The sequence below is a fragment of the Pedobacter duraquae genome (assembly GCF_004362245.1).
Lineage (GTDB): Bacteria > Bacteroidota > Bacteroidia > Sphingobacteriales > Sphingobacteriaceae > Pedobacter > Pedobacter duraquae.
The window spans coordinates 558,917-578,532 of sequence record NZ_SNWM01000002.1 but is presented as its reverse complement, the minus strand read 5'-3'; the positions used below and the strand labels follow the sequence as shown (position 1 = coordinate 578,532).

15 protein-coding genes are annotated in these 19,616 nt (G+C 44.1%); 13 read left to right on the top strand and 2 right to left on the bottom strand.

Going from position 1 to position 19,616, the window contains the following annotated elements; all coding sequences use genetic code 11:
- Window positions 1–103 precede the first annotated feature (103 nt).
- From CLV32_RS08525 to CLV32_RS08485, 9 genes are read left to right on the top strand one after another with little or no spacing between them, the layout of a single operon-like run.
- Window positions 104–1,621 (top strand): tagaturonate reductase, encoded by a 1,518-nt coding sequence (locus CLV32_RS08525; RefSeq protein WP_133554420.1) that lies wholly within the window; start codon window positions 104–106, stop codon window positions 1,619–1,621.
- A gap of 6 nt (window positions 1,622–1,627) precedes the next feature.
- Window positions 1,628–3,274, top strand: a complete 1,647-nt coding sequence (locus CLV32_RS08520; protein ID WP_133554418.1) for a UxaA family hydrolase — start codon at window positions 1,628–1,630, stop codon at window positions 3,272–3,274.
- Between the two features lie 25 nt (window positions 3,275–3,299).
- On the top strand, window positions 3,300–4,130 hold the full coding sequence (gene kduI, locus CLV32_RS08515) for a 5-dehydro-4-deoxy-D-glucuronate isomerase (RefSeq protein WP_133554417.1): 831 nt from the start codon (window positions 3,300–3,302) through the stop codon (window positions 4,128–4,130).
- Window positions 4,130–4,945, top strand: a complete 816-nt coding sequence (locus CLV32_RS08510) for an SDR family oxidoreductase (RefSeq protein ID WP_133554416.1) — start codon at window positions 4,130–4,132, stop codon at window positions 4,943–4,945. The genes kduI and CLV32_RS08510 overlap by 1 nt, the downstream gene beginning before the upstream one ends.
- A 17-nt stretch (window positions 4,946–4,962) precedes the next feature.
- On the top strand, window positions 4,963–6,366 hold the full coding sequence (gene uxaC, locus CLV32_RS08505; protein WP_133554415.1) for a glucuronate isomerase: 1,404 nt from the start codon (window positions 4,963–4,965) through the stop codon (window positions 6,364–6,366).
- 1 nt (window position 6,367) lies between these two features.
- Complete coding sequence (locus tag CLV32_RS08500; protein WP_133554414.1) at window positions 6,368–7,387, top strand: sugar kinase; 1,020 nt, start codon at window positions 6,368–6,370, stop codon at window positions 7,385–7,387.
- Entirely contained in the window at window positions 7,377–8,036 is a 660-nt protein-coding gene (locus CLV32_RS08495; RefSeq protein ID WP_133554413.1) for a bifunctional 4-hydroxy-2-oxoglutarate aldolase/2-dehydro-3-deoxy-phosphogluconate aldolase, read from the top strand. The genes CLV32_RS08500 and CLV32_RS08495 overlap by 11 nt, the downstream gene beginning before the upstream one ends.
- A 28-nt stretch (window positions 8,037–8,064) precedes the next feature.
- Window positions 8,065–9,435 carry an MFS transporter gene (locus CLV32_RS08490; RefSeq protein WP_208110975.1) on the top strand — a complete coding sequence of 457 codons (1,371 nt, stop codon included), beginning with the start codon at window positions 8,065–8,067 and terminating at the stop codon, window positions 9,433–9,435.
- A gap of 21 nt (window positions 9,436–9,456) precedes the next feature.
- Window positions 9,457–11,082: an NADP-dependent glyceraldehyde-3-phosphate dehydrogenase gene (locus CLV32_RS08485; protein WP_133554412.1), complete on the top strand. Its 1,626-nt coding sequence runs from the start codon at window positions 9,457–9,459 to the stop codon at window positions 11,080–11,082.
- 24 nt (window positions 11,083–11,106) lie between these two features.
- Here CLV32_RS08485 and CLV32_RS08480 read toward each other — a convergent pair whose 3' ends face one another.
- Window positions 11,107–12,138 carry a LacI family DNA-binding transcriptional regulator gene (locus CLV32_RS08480; protein ID WP_133554411.1) on the bottom strand — a complete coding sequence of 344 codons (1,032 nt, stop codon included), beginning with the start codon at window positions 12,136–12,138 and terminating at the stop codon, window positions 11,107–11,109.
- A gap of 94 nt (window positions 12,139–12,232) precedes the next feature.
- Between CLV32_RS08480 and CLV32_RS08475 the strand changes: the two genes are divergently transcribed.
- The 3 genes from CLV32_RS08475 to CLV32_RS08465 are packed head-to-tail and all read left to right on the top strand — an operon-like array spanning window position 12,233 to window position 17,812.
- On the top strand, window positions 12,233–12,592 hold the full coding sequence (locus tag CLV32_RS08475) for a response regulator (protein WP_133554410.1): 360 nt from the start codon (window positions 12,233–12,235) through the stop codon (window positions 12,590–12,592).
- Window positions 12,593–12,631: 39 nt separating this feature from the next.
- Window positions 12,632–15,346 (top strand): glycoside hydrolase family 2 TIM barrel-domain containing protein, encoded by a 2,715-nt coding sequence (locus CLV32_RS08470; RefSeq protein WP_133554408.1) that lies wholly within the window; start codon window positions 12,632–12,634, stop codon window positions 15,344–15,346.
- 42 nt (window positions 15,347–15,388) lie between these two features.
- Window positions 15,389–17,812 (top strand): glycoside hydrolase family 2 TIM barrel-domain containing protein, encoded by a 2,424-nt coding sequence (locus CLV32_RS08465; RefSeq protein ID WP_133555554.1) that lies wholly within the window; start codon window positions 15,389–15,391, stop codon window positions 17,810–17,812.
- On the opposite strand, the gene CLV32_RS08460 is transcribed toward CLV32_RS08465, so the two are convergent.
- Window positions 17,813–18,610, bottom strand: coding sequence for a hypothetical protein (locus CLV32_RS08460; protein ID WP_133554406.1), 798 nt, complete (start codon window positions 18,608–18,610; stop codon window positions 17,813–17,815).
- 172 nt (window positions 18,611–18,782) lie between these two features.
- Between CLV32_RS08460 and CLV32_RS08455 the strand changes: the two genes are divergently transcribed.
- On the top strand, window positions 18,783–19,613 hold the full coding sequence (locus CLV32_RS08455; RefSeq protein ID WP_133554404.1) for an alpha/beta hydrolase: 831 nt from the start codon (window positions 18,783–18,785) through the stop codon (window positions 19,611–19,613).
- Window positions 19,614–19,616: the final 3 nt, after the last annotated feature.

The following is a 19,616-nucleotide window of genomic DNA, read 5'->3' as shown; positions in this document are numbered from 1 at the left end:
CTTACCGATAACGATTGCGCAAATAATTTAGGGAATACACCCTGTGTTCTTTCCAATTATTATGTAGAATTGTTCGTGACCAAATGTATTTATCGGTATTGAAATGATTTTATCAGGGGATAACTTAAAAAATATAGACAGTAAGCTGTTTAATCTACCAGAAGCTGCCGTAATGGCGCTTCCGGAAAAAGTGCTTCAATTTGGAACAGGTGTATTGCTACGTGGGCTGCCTGACTTCTTTATTGATAAAGCCAACAAACAAGGCATCTTTAATGGAAGAGTAGTTGTTGTTAAATCAACAAGCAAAGGTGGTACTGCTGAGTTTGACGCGCAAAACAGCCTCTACACTTTATGTGTGCGCGGTATTGCTGCAGGTCAGGAAGTGAAAGAGAATATTATTTCTGGTGCCATCAGCAGGGTTCTTGCTGCGGATGCCCATTGGGATGCTATCCTGGACTTCGCTGCAGGTTCAGATTTTCAGATTATCCTGTCCAATACGACTGAAGTGGGAATTCAACTGCTGGAGGAGCCTGTTACCGGGCCTGCACCACAATCTTTCCCTGCAAAAGTGCTTGCTGTATTGTACCATCGCTTTAAGCAAGCGACAGGAGATTTAGCAAAACCGATCGTTATTGTGGCAACAGAATTGATTCCTGAAAACGGAACTAAACTTAAAAATATTGTAAACCAGCTCATCACCTTCAATAAACTGGAAGATGATTTTACCAGCTGGTTCAGTGAAACAGTGATTTTCTGCAACTCGTTGGTAGATCGTATTGTACCTGGAAAACCTGACGCCGCTACAGCAGCAGCATTAGCAGAGGAGCTGGGATATGAAGACCAGCTTTTGTCGATGGCAGAACCCTACCGCCTATGGGCAATTGAAGGAGATGAGCGTGTAGCTGAAGTGCTGTCGTTTATCAAGGCAGACCCCGGAGCAATTGTAAAACCGGATATCGAGATTTATAGAGAACTTAAAGTACGTTTGCTGAATGGTACCCATACCCTCAGCTGCGGCATCGCTATGCTTGCCGGCGTTGATACAGTAAGAAACGCTATGGTTAATCCAGATTTGGAACACTATATCGCTGGCGTAATGACTGCAGAGATTGTTCCTGCAATTCCTTACGAAATAGATGAAGCAGAAGCTATAGCCTTTTCAAAATCGGTTCTTGACCGTTTTGCAAATCCTTATATCGAGCATCTGTGGATTAACATCACCATGCAGTATAGCATGAAGCTCAAAATCAGGATTATCCCGGTATTGTTGAATTATTATCGTAAATTTAATACCGTTCCTGAACATATGGCCTTTGGCTTCGCCGCTTTCCTGAACTTTATGAATACTGATGAAGAAAGAGATGGAGCTTATTTCAAAAGCCTGGCAGGAAAAAATTATCAGGTTACTGACGATAGTGCCGCATGGTTTTACAAGCATGGCCAGGAAAATAGTGGGACAGATTACGTATCAGCGACAATGAAGGACGCGGAATTTTGGACTGCTGATTTAGCACAATTGCCAGGGTTTATAACCGCCGTGGCTGAACATTATGCTGCAATTGAAGAAGAAGGCGTGATCGATGCCCTGGCGCGTCTGGAACGCACAAAGATTAATTCTTAACTATTCATGAATAATAGAATTTTAAAAGTACACCCTAAAGACAATGTGATTGTGGCGCTTGCCGACTTAAAGGCCGGGGAGCAATTACAATATGAGGGACAAAATTATACGCTTGTCGAAGACATTCCTGCAAAGCATAAGTTCTTTGCCCATGATATGGAAACAGGAACGGAAGTTATTATGTACGGTACGCTGGTTGGAAAAACACAGTTTGAGGTTAAGGAAGGATGGCGCATGACGACAGATAACCTGAAGCATGCTGCAGCACCCTACGAGTTCAGACCTTACCATTACGAATGGCAGGCGCCAGACGTAAGCAAGTTTGAAGGTAGAACCTTTAACGGTTACCACCGCTCCAACGGGCAGGTAGGAACGGCCAACTATTGGTTGTTTATCCCAACGGTATTTTGCGAAAACCGCAACCTGGATGTTATTCGCGAAGCACTCCACAATGAATTGGGCTATGCCGTTACGGAAAAATACAAGTTCTTTACCCACCACCTTGTAGAAACATACAAAAATGGTGGCGATGCGCTGGCACTGGATCAGATCAATATGGCTCCGGGACAGACGCATGGCGACAGGCCCTTTAAAAACATTGATGGGATCAAATTCCTGAACCATCAGGGAGGCTGCGGTGGTATCAGACAGGATGCTGCAGTACTCAGCAAGTTGCTCGCCGCTTATGCTGACCATCCGAATGTGGCCGGAGTAACGGTACTGAGCCTGGGATGCCAGAATTTGCAGGTGCAGGATTTTCTGGATGACCTGAAAACGAGGAACCCATTATTTGATAAAAAGCTGCTCATCTTCGAACAACAGCAGTCGCAAAGTGAAGAACAACTGATTACCGATGCTATCCGTCAGACTTTTGAAGGACTCATCGAAGCCAATAAAATGGAACGTACACCAGCACCCCTGAGTAAGCTCAATGTTGGTGTTAAATGTGGTGGGAGCGATGGCTTCAGTGGTATATCTGCAAATCCTGCAGTTGGCTACTGTTCTGACCTGCTGGTTGGGCTAGGCGCAACGGTATTACTGGCAGAGTTCCCTGAGCTCTGCGGTGCCGAGCAGAATATGATTGACAGGACCAAAGATGAAGCTGCAGCACGTAAATTTATGGAGCTGATGTCTGCCTATAGCAAATCTGCCGAAGATGCAGGTTCTGGCTTCCACATGAATCCTTCACCAGGAAATATCAAAGACGGACTGATTACCGATGCAATTAAAAGCAATGGCGCCGCTAAAAAAGGTGGAACATCGCCAATCGAAGATGTGCTCGACTACACAGAACCTGCTACAAAGCCAGGTCTGAATCTGGTATGTACACCAGGTAATGATGTCGAAGCCACAACGGGTAAAGCTGCAAGTGGTGCAACATTGATTCTCTTTACCACAGGATTGGGAACGCCGACAGGAAATCCTGTTTGTCCGGTAATTAAAGTTGCTACAAATAATGCACTAACCCAAAGAATGGGCGATATCATAGACATCAATACAGGCCCCGTTATCGAAGGAGAAAAGACTATTGAGCAAATGGGCGAAGATATTCTGGAGTATTGTATCAAAGCTGCAAGTGGAGAAATTATTCCCAAAGCAGTATTACTGAACCAGGATGACTTTATTCCTTGGAAAAGAGGTGTATCTTTATGATATTCAACAAAATTTTGAGCCAATTATGAAATTAATACAAGCAGTACATGCTGATGACTTCGTTTCTTACGGAACTGCAAAGATCAGAGAACGTTTTCTTCTGGATGAATTAAAAGAAAAAGATAAAGCAAATTTTGTCTATGCGCATTATGACAGGATGGTTACCGGGCTGGTACATCCCGGAGCAGAAGCTATAACACTTGGTAACTATCCAATCCTGCGTGCAGAATATTTTCTGGAACGTCGCGAAATGGGTATTATCAACGTAGGTGGCAAAGGAAGCATTACCGCTGACGGTGTTACTTATGAATTGAATAAACTGGATGCACTCTACCTGGGTAAAGGTGTTCGTGAGGTGAGTTTCAGCAGTGCTGACGCCGCTGCACCAGCAGTTTTTTACACCCTGTCTGCACCTGCACATCAAACCTATCCAACAACATTCCTGGCACATGCAGATGCATTTTCTGCACCTCTGGGAAGTTTGGAGACAGCAAACGAAAGAAGGATTGTTAGATATATCCACAAAGACGGTATCCAAAGCTGTCAGTTGGTGATGGGATTAACCATACTTTCTACAGGAAGTGTATGGAATACCATTCCGCCGCATACACATGATCGCCGTATGGAAGTTTACTTCTATTTCGATGTTGAAGAGGATCAGCGTGTTTTCCATTACATGGGAGAGCCGCAGGAAACAAGACACATCGTTGTGGCTAATCACCAGGCGGTATTGTCGCCAACCTGGAGTATTCACGCAGGAAGCGGAACAAAAAATTATAGTTTTATCTGGGGTATGGCCGGTGAAAACCTGGACTATGCAGATATGGATACGATACCAGTAACGGAGATCAGATAATGGAAAACAACTTTTCTTTAGCAGATAAGGTCATCGTTGTGACCGGAGGAACCGGAATTCTGGGGAACTCTTTTGTAAATGCCATTGTTGAAGCCGGAGGTAGCGTAGGTATCCTGGGCAGAAATGCACAGGTAGCTGAAGAGCGCGCCGAAGCTATTAACAAAGCAGGAGGCAAGGCTATTGGTCTTGTTGCCGATGTGATGGATGAAGCGCAGCTTACGGAATGTAAAAAGCAGGTGCTTGATCGCTTCGGTAAAATCGACGGACTGGTTAATGCCGCAGGCGGAAATCAGCCTGAGGGCGTATTAATGCCCGATGCAGACATCTTTAACATGAGTATCGCAGGGATGAAGAAAGTAATGGATCTGAACCTCTGGGGTACAATTATTCCAACGCAGATCTTCGGACAAAGCATTGCTGAAACAGGTAAGGGCAGCATCGTCAATATCTCTTCTATGAACTCTAAAAGAGCTATCAGCAGGGTGCTCGGATACAATATGGGTAAAGCCGGTGTAGATTATTACAATCAGTGGTTTGCTGTGGAACTGGCAAATCGCTATGGTGATGCCATCAGGATGAATGCTATTGCTCCTGGATTTTTCCTGACTGAGCAAAACAGAAACTTACTGACTAATGCTGATGGTACTTATACAGATCGTGGTGGAATGGTGATCAAACAAACGCCATTCAAACGTTTCGGTAATCCCGATGAGCTGAAAGGTGCTTTAGTCTGGTTATTAAGTGATGCTTCTCAGTTCGTAACAGGTACGATGATTTGTGTTGATGGTGGGTTCTCCGTGTATGGAGGTGTTTAATCAAAATTGTGCATAACGTGAAAAAATTTATAGACGAGAATTTCTTATTGAATACTAAAACTGCAGAGACTTTATACCATAGTTATGCAAAAGAGATGCCGGTGATTGATTACCATTGTCACCTGCCGCCAGACCAGATTGCTGAAGATAAGAACTTTGAAAACCTGACGCAGGTCTGGTTGTATGGTGATCATTACAAATGGCGCGCAATGCGTGCCAATGGTATATCTGAAGATTACATCACCGGCAATAAGACTACTGACTGGGAGAAGTTTGAGAAATGGGCAGAAACTGTTCCATACACCTTAAGAAACCCATTATACCACTGGACACACCTGGAGTTGCAACGTTACTTTGACGTGTACGATATCCTTTCTCCAGCTACAGCGAAGAAGATTTATGATGAGTGTACTGCGAAATTGCAAACACCTGAATACTCTGTTAAAAATCTGTTGCGGAAGATGAAGGTTACCACTGTAGCAACTACAGATGATCCTTTGGATAGCCTGGAGCATCATCAGAAAATTAAAGCTGACAATTTTGAGATCAGCATCCTGCCTGCCTTCAGGCCGGATAAAGCAATGAATGCAGATGATCTTCCGGCATTGCAGGATTACATCAGCAAACTTGCAGCACTTACAGGAACTGAAATTAATACTTTCGATACTTACCTGTCGGCATTGAAAAGCAGACACGATTATTTCGCTGAAAATGGATGCCTGCTTTCCGATCACGGCCTGGAACAGATCTATGCTGAAGATTATAGCGATGCAGAAGTTTCCGGAATCTTTCTGAAGATTATTGCTAATGCAGCACTTACAGCAACAGAAGCGCTTAAGTTTAAGTCGGCAATGCTCTATCAGTTTGCCATCTGGGACCACGAAAGAGGATGGGTTCAGCAATATCATCTTGGTGCCTTAAGAAACAACAACGCAAGGATGCTGAGAGAACTTGGCCCGGATACCGGACTGGATTCTATTGGTGATTTCAAGCAGAGTGAAGCGCTGTCTAAATTCATGAACAAGCTGGACTCAACAAACCAACTTGCAAAAACTATCTTATATAACCTTAATCCTGCCGATAATGAATTGATGGCTACCATGATCGGTAACTTCAATGACGGAACTGTTGCCGGAAAGATCCAGTTTGGCTCTGCATGGTGGTTCCTGGATCAAAAGGATGGAATGATCAAACAGATCAACGCATTGTCTAACATGGGACTGTTAAGCCGGTTTGTAGGGATGCTTACAGATTCAAGAAGTTTCCTTTCCTTCCCACGACATGAGTATTTCAGACGTTTGCTCTGTAACCTCCTTGGTGATGATGTAGAAAATGGCGAGCTGCCTGCGGATATCGAATGGATTGGTAAAATCGTTCAGGATATCTGCTACAACAATGCTAAAACCTATTTCAAATTCTAGGATGGGGAAGATTCTGAATTTCGGTGAGCTTTTACTGCGGATCTGCCCTGATGGTGACGGATCCTGGTTAAAAGAAAATAAACTGCCATTTTATGTTGGTGGTGCCGAGCTTAATGTAGCTACAGCGCTGGCTATCTGGGGCCTTCCTTCGGCTTACCTGACCGCCCTGCCAAAAAATCTGATCAGCGATCAGCTGGTGGAATACCTCAACGACCGCGGCATTGACACCAGTCTGATTCAATATCGTGGTGAACGCGTAGGACTTTATTACCTGCATAAAGGTAAGGACCTTAAAAATGCCGGTGTAATTTATGATCGTGCACATTCTGCTTACGCAGGATTAAAACCAGGAATGATCAATTGGGATGAGATCCTGAAAGATGTAAGCTGGTTCCATTTCAGTGCCATCTGTCCGGCAATTTCTCAGGATGTTGCCGACGTGTGCGAAGAAGCGCTGAAAGCAGCCTCAGAAAGAAATATTACCATTTCGATTGACCTGAACTACCGGGCTAAACTATGGCAGTATGGAAAGCAGCCTGTAGAAGTGATGCCGGCACTCGTGAAGTACTGCGATGTTATTATGGGAAACCTTTGGGCAGAGGAAAAGATGTTGGGTGTGTCACTTCCGGGCGACATAGCTGAAATCGATCAAAAGGATACCTATATTGCTCAATCAGAAATCACTGCGCAGGATATAATTACGAAGTTCCCAAAATGCAAGGTGGTAGCCAATACTTTCCGTTTTGATGCGGGTGCAGGAATAAACTATTACACAACGCTGTATACTGAAGGCAAACAATACCTGTCGAAACCATTTACTGCAACAAAAATAATTGATAAGGTAGGAAGTGGCGACTGCTTTATGGCCGGGTTGATCTACGGACTGTCTCAGGACCATGATAAACAGGAACTGCTTGATTTTGCCACTGCTGCTGCATTCGGTAAACTATTTATTGAAAGTGATGCCACAACTCAAAACGTGGATGATATACTTAAACTGTTAAAAGAAAATGAAAACTAAAGAAAGCGCGATTAAAGCGATCACCGATCAGGGCTTGCTGCCCTTGTTTTTCTACGAAGACGCTGAAGTAAGTCTTCAGATCATAAGAACCTTATATAAGGCCGGTGTTCGTGTGCTCGAATATACAAACCGTGGTAAAGAAGCCCTGGAAAACTTCCGCTATATTATGCATGCCCTGGAAGGGGAGATGCATGACCTTTTCTTGGGGATAGGAACGATTAAGAACACACAGGAGGCACGCGACTTTATCCATGCTGGTGCACATTTTATCGTTGCGCCGGTGGTGGATCTTGAGGTTGCCAAAATTGCGCACGACTCTGGCTTACTTTGGATTCCGGGTTGCTTTACACCAACAGAAGTAAACCTGGCTCACCAGAACAAGGCAGGAATTATTAAACTGTTTCCTGCCAATATGTTGGGTCCTGAGTATCTGAATTCGATCAGGGATCTTTTTGCCGGTCAGTTGTTTATCCCTACTGGTGGAGTTGAGATTGAAGAAGAAAACATGAAAAGCTGGTTCAAAGCTGGTGTTTGTGCTGTAGGCATGGGCAGCAAGCTGGTGAGCAAAGACATCATGAAGAATAAAGATTACGATACCCTTGATGCCCTCACCCGGAAGACGCTGGAGATGGTCAAGTCAACCCGCTAAAACCAAACACAACCTTAAACCAAATATAATGATAGAGAATAAAATAGGCAACTACCGCTGGACCATCTGTGCGCTGTTGTTCTTCGCCACTACCGTAAATTATTTAGACCGCCAGGTACTTAGTTTGCTGGCACCGATGCTTGAAAAGGAATTTAACTGGACAAACAGCGATTACGCCAACATCACTGCAGCATTTCAATTGATATATGCTTTTTCAATGCTTTTTGCAGGCAGGTTTATTGATAAACTGGGCACCAAATGGGGTTATGCTATCGCATTAATCATCTGGTCGGGTGGCGCAGTATTGCATGCTGCAGCAATTCCAGTAGGACAAGGACTATCTTCTCTGCTGGCTTGGGCGGGATTAGGTCTTATTCCTGTCTCAGTGCTCGGTTTTATCGTTTCAAGAGCGGTATTGGGCTTCGGAGAATCGGGAAACTTCCCTGCCGCCATTAAAGCGACCGCAGAATATTTCCCTAAGAAAGAAAGATCGCTGGCAACGGGTATCTTCAACTCAGGAGCAAATATCGGCGCTATTCTGGCTCCCTTAACAGTACCATATATTGCAGCACAGTGGGGTTGGGAAACAACCTTCCTGATCATTGGTGCAATCGGCCTGGTATGGTTGTTTTTCTGGTTCATTTTTTATGATAAGCCTGAAGAACAAAAAAGAATGTCGGCTACGGAACTCGCCTACATCAATAGTGATCAGCAAAATGAAACAGAAATTAAACTGGATGATGAAAATGCGGAGAAAGTTTCCTGGTTCAAGTTACTCGGCTATAAACAAACCTGGGCTTTTGCTTTCGGTAAATTTATGACTGATGGTGTTTGGTGGTTTTTCCTTTTCTGGTTGCCGTCTTACCTTAAAGCACAATATCAAATGGAAGGCACAACGATCACGCTTCCATTAACAATCTTATACAGTATGACGATGATTGGAAGTGTTGGCGGTGGTTGGTTCCCGGTGTATTTCATGAAAAAAGGATATGCTCCTTATGATGGCCGTATGAAAGCTATGTTGATTATCGCTTTGTTCCCATTAGTAGTATTGGCGGCGCAACCCCTTGGTCATTATACCTTCTGGATCCCTGTAATCCTGATTGGTATCGGTGCTTCGGCACACCAGGCCTGGTCAGCAAACATATTTACTACGGTATCGGATATGTTCCCTAAAAAATCTGTAGGTTCTGTAATCGGTATCGGTGGAATGGCCGGCGGTTTGGGCGGTGTTACCTTATCTAAAATCGGCGGTGCGTTGTTTGACTACTATAAAGGTCTTGGTCACATCCAAACAGGCTATACAATTATGTTCTCCATCTGTGCGGTTGCCTATTTGATAGCCTGGGTAGTGATGAAGGCACTTGTTCCTAAATACACACCTATAACAGACTTATAACCTAACGCTATTTCATCTAAAATGAGCTTTCAAGAACAGTTACAAGAGATCTTTGTTACCGAAGCAGAGATCCCTGAAGCCTACAGGCTTCAGGAGGAGTTAAACCAGAAAACATATCTCAGCAATGGCGAGATGTGCAACTGGACAGGAGATGTACATACCGTGCTCTCCCCAATTTGCATCCGCACTGCCACCGGCCTGGAGCGCAAAGTAATCGGTACTTATCCTTTATGCGGGCCTGAGGAAGCAATGGCTTCGCTGGATGCCGCCGTGGCGGCCTATAATAACGGTCGCGGCGAATGGCCTACGATGAGCGTTGCCGACAGGATTAGCTGCGTAGAGCAGTTTACCCGTCAGATCATCGCCAAGAAAGACGAAGTCGTTAAACTTTTAATGTGGGAGATCGGCAAGTCGCATGGCGACTCGGTAAAGGAGTTCGACAGGACTGTAGAATACATCTATGCAACAATCGATGCATTGAAAGATATTGACAGACATTCCTCAACATTTACCATCGAACAGGGTATTGTAGCGCAGATCAGAAGATCTCCGCTGGGCGTGGTATTGTGCATGGGCCCTTTCAACTATCCATTGAATGAAACCTTCACAACACTGATCCCTGCGCTCATTATGGGCAACACAATACTTTTTAAACCACCTAAACACGGAACATTATTACATTATCCTTTGCTGGAAGCCTTCAGGACATGTTTCCCTAAAGGTGTAGTGAATACGATTTACGGTCGCGGTAACCAGATTATACCTGACCTGATGAAATCTGGTCAGATCAATGTGCTAACGCTGATCGGCTCGAGTAAAGTTGCTAATGAACTTAAAAAGCTCCATCCTAAAGTTAACCGCCTGCGTGCTATACTCGGACTGGATGCTAAGAATGCGGCAATTATCACACAGCATGCTGATGTTAAACTTGCTATTCAGGAAACATTATTGGGCTCACTGTCATTCAACGGACAGCGCTGTACCGCCCTTAAAATTATTTTTGTCCACAAAAGCCTGGCTGATGAGTTTTTAAAAGGCCTCGCTGAAGCTGTTGCCGGTTTGAAATTTGGTATGCCATGGGTGGATGGTGTTTCTTTAACGCCGCTGCCAGAACCACAAAAACCAGCTTATCTTAAAGAATGTATTGATGATGCTGTAGCACACGGTGCAAAAGTAATCAACGAGAATGGTGGCGAAACAGTAGCTTCTTTCGTATATCCGGCAATTGTTTATCCGGTAAACAAAGACATGAAGTTGTATGAGGAAGAGCAGTTTGGTCCGGTAATTCCAGTTGTTCCTTTCGAGGATCTGGAAGAAACTATTGAATACCTGATTGAATCTACACATGGGCAGCAGGTCAGTATCTTCAGTAACGACGATGATGAAATAGCTTCACTGATAGACCCGCTGGTAAATCAGGTAAGCAGGGTAAATATCAACTGTCAGTGTCAGCGTGGCCCGGATGTATTTCCTTTCACGGGTCGTAAAGACAGTGCCGAAGGAACGCTTTCAGTGGTAGATGCACTCCGTTCGTTTTCTATCCGGTCGCTTGTTGCTACAAAACTAAATGACAAGAATAAACAATTGATCAATGAGATCGTTAATAGCAACAGCTCAAACTTCTTGAGTACTAAATATTTATTTTAATTTACATTTTTGGTTAGATGTATGCTAAAGCCGGTCAGAAATGACCGGCTTTTTTGTAGAGTTCCGTTCCGTAAGCACAGAATTTAAAATGGTGACTGCCTTGGCATCCTCCAGGTTTTTCTGTTCAATGATATCAAATAAAACTTCTGCAGCTTTCTTGCCTATTTCAAAGGCTGGCTGTGTAATGGTACTCAGGCTCGGTGCCAGTAAAGGCGCGGTAGCAAGATTAGAAAAACTGATGATTTTTACTTCCTCAGGGATCTTTATACCCAGCGCGTCACATACATAATAGGTAGTTACCGCCAGCTTCTCCACAGATGCAAAAATACCATCCGGTGGATTCGAAGAGCTCATCAGCTTTTTGATCATTTCAAAATTCTCAGTGGCGCTATGCCCACAGGTAATCATGTAATCGTCCAGTGGTGTAATACCGTTATCCTGTAGTGCTGTTCTGAAACCTGATAGTCGCTTCTGACTGATTGATAACGTTTCTGACACCTGCAGGTATGCGATCTTCGTACATTCGGCTTCAATTAAATGTTGCGTTGCCTGATAGCCGCTTTCATAATCATTGGTAGTGATTTTTGCGGTGTCTATGGTCTCTGCAACCCGGTCAAAGAAAACCAGGGGGATGCCTTGTTGGTGTAGTTTATCAAGATGTTCTACGTTGCTGGTCTGACTGGTTACCGACATCAGAATCCCATCCACGCGCCCACTTTGGAGGTGCTTAGCTACGGCTAGTTCTTTTTGGAGGTCTTCGTGCGTAAGATAGATTAGTACATGGTATGCTTTTTTCTGCGCGATTTCTTCGATGCCATTGATGGCATGGGTAAAGAAGTTATTGTCGATTTCAGGAATTACAAGGGCAATGGTCTTGCTCTTCTGCTTGCGCAGACTACTTGCGTAGGGGTTGGCCTGGTAGCCCATTTGCTCTGCCAACGCACGTACCCTGATTTTTGTTTCAGTACTTATCTCATGGCTATCGTGCAGTGCCCTTGACACCGTTGATGTCGATAAATTCAGGGCTGCCGCAAGCTGTTTTAAATTGGTACTCATGCCCCAAATATAAGAAACATAAATCCTTGAGAAAATTGCATTATCCGGTTATTTTGTTTAAGCTTGTTTAAGTTTATTTAAACAAGCTTAGGTTATGCCATACAAAATATACATAGTAGAGGATGATAGCGCAATCCGGAATGTATTGGAGATGATTTTGACTGATGCAGGTTACGAGGTGCTGGCCTTTGAAAATTTCAAAGGTTTGAAAACGCAGATTGAGCTGGTTTTACCTGATCTGATTCTCATGGATATGACCCTGCAAGAGGGGAATGGGATTACTTTCTGTGAGGAGCTAAAAGCGGCAGCGTTGACAGCAAAAACACCCATTTTGATGATGTCAGCGCATTTTATATTAAATCCGGAAGAAGAAATTCCCTGCGCCGACGGCTTCATCAGCAAGCCTTTTGATATAGATGATCTGCTCAGCATAGTGGGCAAATATGTTTCTTGATTTTTATTGTAATGCCTCTTAAAATAGTAAATTCGTGTAATGAAGCGAACTATACTTTTTTTGAGTTTTCTGCTCGTAGCTACCTGCTGCTGTAGTGGTGTTTTTGCACAGCAACGCAGACTCCATACTGATGGGCCGAGGGTTGCATACGACCTGAGTGTACATTGGGCTTTTATCAAAGATCCTAAAGATACCGGCAAAATGCCTGGCACCTTTGCTGGCTGGACTGATGTGAAAATTCCGCATACCTGGAATGCTTATGATGTGATGGACGACAAGCCGGGATATTACCGTGGTGCTGGCTGGTATAAACTGGATCTGGCCATGCAGCGCGATTGGAAGGATAAACATCTTTTCCTTTGTTTTGATGGAGCCAATCAGGAAGCAGAGGTTTACGTGAATGGAAAGAAAGCAGGCACGCACATCGGTGGCTATTCTCGTTTTGTTATTCCTATCAGCAGCTACCTAAAATTTAATAAAGGCAAATCTATCAACCAGATCGCCGTTAAAATCAACAACAGATTTAATGAAAGTATAGCTCCGCTTACTGCCGATTTCACATTTTTTGGAGGTATGTACAGGTCTGTACAACTGTTGGTGGCTGATCCTGTACATTTTGACGGAACGAAATATGGTGCAGATGGGGTTTACATTTCTACGCCTAAAGTTTCTGCGAAGGAAGCTGAGATATCGGTAAAAGGAACTATTAAAAACGAAACTAAGCTTTCTAAGCTAATAACGATCGTTACACAGGTATATAGCCCATCAGGAGAGAAATTAAATACAACAAGTACAAAGGCGGTCATTCCTGTAGGTGACTTATTTAGTTTCAATCAGGAACTGCCAAAACTGGCTGACCCGGAACTTTGGTCGCCAGACAAGCCCGCACTCTACCGTGTAATCACGCAGATTGCCGATGGAGAAACCGGAGTCGTCATAGATCAGCTGACAAACAGAATTGGATTACGCTGGTTCCGTTTTGACGCCAACGAAGGATTCTTCCTGAATGGAAAACACCTTAAGCTCATGGGCGCAAGCAGGCATCAGGACTATGCCGGTATGGGCAATGCTGTACCTGCAAGCTTACAAATCCGGGACCTCGAATTACTGAAATCTTTTGGGGGTAACTTTTTGCGGGTAGCACATTATCCTCAGGATCCGGCAATCTTAGCAGCATGCGACAGACTTGGAATCCTCGCCTCCGTGGAGATTCCTGTGGTCAACGAAATTACTGAAACGGAAGCCTTTTATCAGAACTGCAAGACCATGCAGGAAGAGATGATCTGGCAAAACTATAACCATCCAAGTATTATAGTATGGGGTTATATGAACGAGGTGCTCCTGAAAATGCATTTTAAAGATGATAAACCGCGTCAGGATCAATACATCACCCATGTCGCAGAATTGGCACGTGCATTGGAATCACTTACCCGTGCTGCCGATCCTTCAAGATACACCATGATTGCCAACCATGGAGATTTTAACCTGTATACCAGAGCCGGCTTAACCAAAATACCAATGCTATTGGGCTGGAATTTATATCAGGGATGGTATGGTGGTACACTTGCCGACTTCGGCAAGAATCTGGATAATATGCATAAACAACAGCCTGATAAGCCGTTTATTGTAAGTGAATATGGTGCAGATGCAGATCCGAGAATTCATTCTTTCAAGACCGAACGTTTTGATAAAAGCGTGGAATATGCCGTAGAATACCACCAGGTATACCTCAACGATATCCTTAAAAGACCTTTCGTTGCCGGTGGGGCAGCCTGGAACTTATCTGATTTCAATTCGGAAAGCAGGGCCGAGAGCATGCCGCATATCAATAATAAAGGTTTGCTTACGCTAGACCGCCGACCAAAAAATACGTATTATTTATATCAGGCAACATTGCTCGACAGGCCGTATGTGCAGATCGGCCTTGATGGCCAGGAGCTTGTTGGTACAGCATCCAAAGGAGACGAAAACGGTTCCCAGCAGATCCAGGTATTTAGTAACCTGCCTGAACTGGAACTGTTTCTGAATGCAGTAAGTCAGGGGAAAAAGACTGTTACAGATCACATGGCGAGCTGGAATGTTCCATTTGTTGATGGGGCTAACCGATTGGGCGTTGTCGGTATTGCAAATGGACAAAAAGTAGGTGACACAACAACGGTCCACGTAAAACTTCAACCTTACGAGTTGAGCAGCTCGGTGCTTCCTTTCAGGGAAATAGCAATTTCTTCAGGGGATCCCCGCTATGTTAGAGATAATAAAAGGGTAGTCTGGTTTCCCGATCAGCCATACCGTTCAGGCTCTTATGGGTTTGTAGGCGGTACACCGTTTAAAATGAAAGATAGTAACCGCCAGAAATTCGGTACAGATAAAGATATTCTAGGCACCTATAACGATCCAATCTACCAAACGCAGGACGTTGGCTTGGAAAGTTACAAGCTGGATGTGCCCGACGGAAGCTATCTGCTAACGCTACATTTCGCAGAGCTGCTTGGCGAGGCCTCCAACTCATCACTGCCGTATAATCTGGATGCTAATGTCCGTAAAGAAGTTAAGGAGTCGCGGGTATTCGATGTGTTCATGAATGGTGAACCTTTATTGAAAAATGTAGACCTGAGTAAAAAGCCAGGTAATGCACGTCCCTTAGTCAAAGACTTCAAACTGAAAGTAAAAAAGGGCGCGGGGATTGAACTTACTTTCAAAGCAATAACAGGCAGCCCGGTGCTGAATGGTATTCAACTCAAAAAAATAAACTAAACGATTTTGAAAAAATATTTACTGTGTGCGCTGGTATTCCTGATGGGTACCAACGCAATTCTTGCGCAAACTTCGCAAAGACTGATCAATAACTGGGAATATGTTAAGGGAGATCTTGGCGGAATATGGGAAGCTGTACGTCCGGTAAAAGAAGGAAATCCGGAGGCATCGCCGGTATGGACAAAAGTAAGTCTGCCGCACTGCTTCAATGCGCTTGATGCAGTAGATCCTGATGTAAATTATTACCAGGGTCCGGGATGGTACCGCACAAACCTGAATGTTGATAATCCCTACCAAACGGGGCGTACGCTATTACATTTTGAAGGAGCAGGACAAAAAACAACAGTGTATATCTACAATACAAAGGTTGCCGAACATGTTGGCGGCTACGATGAATGGACTGCAGACCTGACCGACGCCATAGAGGCGTTTAAAAAATTGCCGGTATTTAAAAGCCAGTTTAAAGGTAAGATCCCCTTGAGTATTCGCTGCGATAATACGCGCGATCTGGAGATGATCCCTTCAAATCTTTCAGATTTCAACGTGTATGGCGGTTTATACCGTTATGTTAATCTGATATATACTCCTAAGCTATATGTAGATAAAGTTTTTGCTGAAACTCATACGGATCTAAAAGCTAAGTCAGCAAACCTCAATGTAAAAATCAGGTTGGCAGATCCTGCGGGCAGCATTGGCGCAACGATCAACTGCGAACTAATTGATCCTGCAGGGAAGTCTGTTTACCGGTATACTACCAAAATCTCTGCTGGTGCAGGAGATGCCCAGCTGTTTAAGACTACAATTAAGGCACCTAAGCTGTGGTCGCCCACCACACCGGCAATGTATACCCTGGTTACTTCCTTGAACAATGGGGGCGAGACCTCGGTAAAAAAAGAAAAGATAGGCTTCCGGAATTTCGAATTCGTGAAAAAAGGTCCATTTATGTTAAATGGACAGCGCCTGCTTTTACAAGGTACACACAGGCATGAAGATCATGCAGGTGTAGCTGCAGCAATGACCGAGGATATGATCCGTACTGAAATGACTATGATGAAGGAAATGGGGGTTAACTTCATCCGTCTCGGGCATTACCAGCAATCGCGCATCGTACTTGATCTTTGTGATAGTCTGGGTATCATGGTATGGGAAGAAATTCCTTGGTGCAGAGGTGGTTTAGGTGGTCCCATCTATCAGGAGCAGGCAAAACGCATGTTGGTGAACATGGTTGAACAGCATTATAACCATCCCGGAGTTATCATCTGGGGACTAGGGAATGAGAATGACTGGCCGGGAGATTTTCCTGAATTTGACCAGGAGAAAATCAGGGCCTTTATGAAAGAACTGAATGACCTATCGCATAAGCTGGATCCGGGACGGATGACCGCGATCAGAAGATGCGATTTTGCGAGAGATATTGTTGACGTGTATTCTCCATCAATCTGGGCCGGTTGGTATAGGGGAAATTACACTGAATATAAGGCGGTATCTAAAGAAGAATTTGATAAAAGCGACCGCTTTCTGCATGTAGAATGGGGTGGAGATAGTCATGCACGCCGTCATGCTGAGAATCCGGATAATGCCTTAAGCTTAATTAAAGTTGGCGGTGGTGCTGATGAAAGGGCGGGTGATGCTTCGTTGTATGGTGGCGCTGCGCGCGTATCCAAAGATGGTGACTGGAGTGAAAGTTATATCAATAACCTGATTGACTGGCACCTCAAAGAGCAGGAAACGATGCCTTGGTTAAGCGGCTCGGCATTCTGGCCTTTTAAAGATTTTTCAACACCAATAAGACCGGAGAACCCGGTTCCTTATGTGAACCAGAAAGGTGTAGTGGAGCGTGATTTCACCAAGAAGGAGTCTTTCTATGTCTTCCAGTCTTACTGGTCTAAAACACCAATGGCACATATCTACGGACATAGCTGGCCGGTGCGCTGGGGAGATGAAGGTGCCGAGCGCATGGTAAAGGTATACTCCAACTGTCAGGAGGCCGAGCTCTTTGTTAATGGCAAAAGTTATGGAATAAGAAAGCGGAATAGTCAGGATTTCCCGGCAGCAGGACTGCGGTGGCAGATCCCAATGTTTAAAGGTAAATATACCATTAAGGTAATTGCCAGATCTGGAAAGACTGTAGTAACCGATGAGATCACTCAGGAATATCAGACGGAAAAATGGGGTAAGCCGGCAACGCTGGTGCTTAACAAAGTTAGTGAAGAAAACGGAGTTGCTACCATAGAGGTAAAGGCTTTGGACAATAAAAATATCCTTTGCCTGGATGCGATCAACCTGGTAGAATTTATGCTGACGGGTGATGGCAAGCTGATAGACAATCAGGGAACATCTTCAGGTTCCAGAAAAGTGCAGTTGTACAATGGCAGGGCCATCATCAAAGTGATGACCCAGGGAGGAAGTAGCGTTGCCGCTGTAAAGTCGGCCGGCTTTAAAACAGCATTTTTGGATTTACGTTAATCAATACGTTACCTTCCAGGAGGTTTGTGCGCCTTTTTCATCGAAACTGGTGATCGTGACCGGATAGCCTTCCTTATTGTACGTATAGTTGTATGTATAGGGAAGGCTTGCGCCAGTTTGCCGTATCACATTGGACTTTTCAGAACGCAGCAGCGAAAGGTTGTTTTCGAGTGCCAGGAACTGGCAGGAACTTACCTTCTTAAACAATCCGTTTTTGTCGTCATAAGTGTACCCTGTAGGTTTAATATCTGGGCTGGTATTTACAACGGTATTTACAGTGCCTGATTCTGAATAATTGTAGATCACTGTTTTCAACAGCTGATCATTAAGATTGTACCATTTTACCGACGAAATATTGCTGGCAGCGTTTAACTCAACATCATAATAGCCCAACGGTGTTGTACTCTTTCCATTGAGCTCTACCAAATGTTGCGATGCGCGGATAACTTTTCCGGTATCATCCCAGGTGTAGTCAACTAAATAAATCAATTCCGATTTTTGGTAGCGTTCATACCTTTTAAGTCGCTGCTGATCGTTATAAGCCAGCTTCTCACTCAGTCCATCGGACTGCGCGAGGCTGATTAATTGCCCGGCAATCTTGCCATAACTCAGGCTGATCTGAAGTTGAGGCTGTTCCAACTTCTGCGGTACCAATGTAGTAAGGTTTACCGGTTTTTCTCCACCGGTAGGCGGATCTGGGTTAGGCTGGTTCTTTTTGCCGCATGCTGTTAAAACCAAAATCAGTAACACGCAGCTACAGGTACCCGCGCAGGTCAATAATGTCTTTGTGTTCGCCATGTCTTTGCTTTTTTAGCCTAAACTGTTACTGAACCTGGCGCCGTTCAATACACTTAAAGAAAATATATACTATGTTATCTAAAAAGATTGTAAAATACCTTCATCTGATAGTTATTATCATTAATCATATTGCAATTAATTCCTATATTCAGAACATTATAATAAACTCTGTATGAAAGTCTCTTTGATCAAAAAGCTATTGCTGTGCATCTGTGTTATTGTTTTCTATGTCAGTAACTTACGTGCCTCCACGGTAGACACGATTTTGACTACCAGTACCGCTATGAAAAAACAAATTAAGGCAGTTGTAATCCTTCCTGATACGTACAAATCAGGCGAGCGCTTTCCTGTAGTATATTTATTACATGGCTATGGCGGGAGTTATGCTTATTTCACGAAAGTCACTCCTGCAATCAAGGCCTTAGCCGATCAGTATAAGATGATTCTGGTATGTGCAGACGCTAATGTATCGAGTTGGTATCTTGATAGCCCGGTAGATCCCAAATGGAAATACGAAACCTATGTAGCTACAGAATTGGTAAACTGGATCGACCAGCATTATTCGACTATTGCCAACAGAAGCGGCAGAGCAATTACAGGGTTAAGCATGGGTGGCCATGGAGCATTATCACTTGCGTTTAAGCATAGCGATACATTTGGCGCTGCTGGCAGCATGAGTGGTGGGGTTGATATCAGGCCCTTCCCGGATAACTGGCTAATTTCAGAAAGACTTGGTACCCAGGCTAGCTTTCCAGATCGATGGAAGGAAAACAGTGTGGTAGAAAATATTTACCGCATCAAAGCCAATTTGTTGTCATTGATTATAGACTGTGGAAAAGATGATTTCTTTTATAACGTCAATATGGAGCTCCACGAGCGCCTCCTGTATGCCAACATCCCGCACGATTTTATTATCAGGCCAGGTGCGCATACTTCCACATATTGGGCAAACTCCATTACCTTTCAATTGTTGTACTTCAACAACTTTTTCAATAAAAAATAGAAT